The sequence below is a fragment of the Gordonia malaquae NBRC 108250 genome (assembly GCF_000344135.1).
Classification (GTDB): domain Bacteria; phylum Actinomycetota; class Actinomycetes; order Mycobacteriales; family Mycobacteriaceae; genus Gordonia; species Gordonia malaquae.
Genome location: NZ_BAOP01000071.1, coordinates 1 through 2,617, shown reverse-complemented (window position 1 = coordinate 2,617; position 2,617 = coordinate 1). Strand labels below are relative to the sequence as shown.

2 protein-coding genes are annotated in these 2,617 nt (G+C 66.5%); both read right to left on the bottom strand.

Annotated elements, in window-relative coordinates; all coding sequences use genetic code 11:
* Positions 1–103: 103 nt before the first annotated feature.
* Entirely contained in the window at positions 104–871 is a 768-nt protein-coding gene (locus GM1_RS21160; protein ID WP_006898359.1) for an ATP-binding protein, read from the bottom strand.
* The gene (gene istA / locus GM1_RS21155; RefSeq protein ID WP_006898358.1) at positions 871–2,472 is read right to left on the bottom strand and encodes an IS21 family transposase; all 1,602 of its coding nucleotides are present in this window, start codon (positions 2,470–2,472) and stop codon (positions 871–873) included. The genes GM1_RS21160 and istA overlap by 1 nt, the downstream gene beginning before the upstream one ends.
* Positions 2,473–2,617 lie beyond the last annotated feature (145 nt).

Here is a 2,617-nt window from a genome sequence, read left to right as displayed (position 1 = left end):
TGGCAGATAGGGCTTGTCGGTACCGCGGGTCCGGCGAGTTGGTACCGCTGTTCCGGCGACCCGGAACCGGCCCGCGCGTGAGGCGGGCCGGCACCGTCGGGGGTTACTCCCAGTAGCCGGTGGTCGCCCGGGCTTGGTCGTCGCGTTGGCGTCGCATGTCGACTTCGCCGAGGTTGATCTCGCGGGCGTTGTTGGCCAGCCGGTTGACGATGGAGTCCGCGGCCACCCGGTCAGGTAGGGCCTCGAGCCAGTACGCCGGTCGGGATTGTGAGGCGATCATCGTCGGCAGCCGGTGCTCCCGGTTGGCCAGCACGGCGAACAGGTCGTTCGCGGCCTCGGGGTCGATGCCCACGGTGAGGAAGTCGTCGATGATCAGCAGTTCCACGTCCGACAGGTCGTTGAGCATTTTTTGGTGGCGGATGCCGTCGCCGCGGGCGATGACCAGCCGCCGGGCGAGTTCGTCCATGCGGGCGTAGGTGACGGTGTGCCCGTTCTGGCAGGCGGCGATGCCGATCGCGCAGGCCAGGTAGGTTTTCCCGCCGCCGGTCGGTGAGAGGACCAGCAGGTTGGTGGGGTCTTGGCGCCAGTGGTGCCCGGCGTAGCGTTTCATCCGCACCGGGGTGATCCCGCGTCCTTCCTGGTAGTTGATCTCCGCGATCGAGGCCTGCGGGATCGGGAACTTCGCGGCGCGGATCAGCTTGTCGATCCGGTGGGCTTGGCGCTGGTCTAGGGCGTCGTCGACGGCGGTGAGGAAGATCTGCTCCGGGGTGAGCTCGTCATTGGCCTCATCGCTGATGAGCTCCTCGAACCGGGTCGCCACGTGCGTGATGCGTAGGTTGCGGAACTTCTGGTGATCGATCTCGGTGAACATCACACGCCCTCCCCGCTGCGGCCGCGCGCATAGTGATCGGCCGAGCGGACTTGAATCGCGCCGTCGTCTCGGGCCCCGGCCGGTGGCGGCGGTTTTCGTGTGGCCGCCGCCGGGACCACGGGCCGGGGCGCCTTGTGGTCGGAGTCGATGCTCGCCATGACGCGTTTGAGCACGCTGTAGCTACCGGCACTGTTCTGGTTGAGCAGTACCTGGCAGGCTGCCTCGAGCCGCTGGCGACTGCGCTTGCCGAGAGTTTCGAGGATGTTCTGGCAGTCCAGATAGCCCTGCGCCTCGATCACGTGACGATCAAGGATCTGGGCGATCACCTGCTCAGTGGCGGGGCCGAACCCGCGGGCACGGTCGGTGAACCACTGCCGGGACCACAGACCGTCGATACCCTGGTGCTCCTTCGGGGCGTGAGCGAGCACGGTCGAGTACTGGCCTTTGCGGCCGTGGCGCCGTGGGTGCTCGCAGACGACCTGGTCACCGTCGAAGAGCGTCACCGACTGCGCGGTCAACCGGACTCGCAGCAGTTGACCGGCGAAGGTGTACGGCACCGAGTAGTACTGCGAATCGCAGGAGACGTGATAGTTCCGTCCGACCTTGAGCTGCTTCCACTCCACCGTGGCGAACCCGTCGTCTGGCAGCACCGCCAGCAGCGGCGCCTCATCGGACTCGAATCGCTCCCACCGTGTCGTACCGTCAGCCCGGCGAATCTGGGTGTTGATCTCGGCGACGCGGTCATCAATCGCCGCGTTCAGGGCCTCGACGGTGGTCCACACCTCCTCGGCGAGGTAGCCGATCACGCGCTTGTTGACCACTTCCACTGCTGACTCCACGGCCGCTTTGTCGCGGGGTTTGCGGACCCGCGCCGGCACGATCGCGGTGCCGTAGTGGTCGGCCAGTTGCTGGTAGCGGACGTTGACAGCCCTGGCCGCCTCGCCCTTGGCCTGCCGGTGGGTGGCGGTGGTCGGGTTGTCGGGCACCACCATCTGCGGCGTCCCGCCGAAGAAGTCGAACGCTGCGACGTGAGCGTCGATCCACGACGGGGACTTCATATCCGTAAAACCGCGACAGAACACCGCACCGGAGTACGGCAGCACCGCCACGAACAAGTACAGCTTGGTGACCTCACCGGTGACCGCGTCGAGGACCTCGAGGGTGTCGCCGGCCCAGTCGACCAGCATCGTCCTGCCGGGTTCGTGATGCAGCGTGGCCACGACGTCCTTGATGCGGGCGTGGTCGGCGAACAGGGCGCAGTACTGGGAGTACCCGTACTTCTTCCCGGCCCCGACGGGGTCCGCGAGATATTTGCCCCAGGCCTGCTGGATGGTGAAGTGCCGGTTGAACTTCATCGACGCCAGCACCCGATCAAAATCGGGCTTGGTGTAGTCCTCCGAGACGCGTTTGCGCCCGTCGGGGAACATCCCGGCGATCTCGGCCGGGTTCATCGACGACGCTTGGCCGGCGGTGATGCCGTACGCGGTGATCGTCTTCTTCACCGCCGCGATCTCCCGACGCGAACACCCGACGGCGGCGACGATCTCGCTGTAGCTATGCCCGGCCAGCGCCAACGTCATGATGGCCTTGTACTCGGCCACATCAGCCTCCTCAAATAGGAAGAAGCGGCGCAGTCGCGCCGCCTCACCCCGAGCAGACCACCCCGCCCGCCCTAAGGAGTACCGAGTCGCCGGAATCGAAGTACCGGATCGCCGGACTAGGCGTACCCACTAGCCCTATCTGCCA

Coding starts and splice junctions, on each gene's coding strand:
- GM1_RS21160 (WP_006898359.1), bottom strand. CDS start 871: ATGTTCACCGAGATCGATCACCAGAAGTTCCGCAACCTACGCATCACG.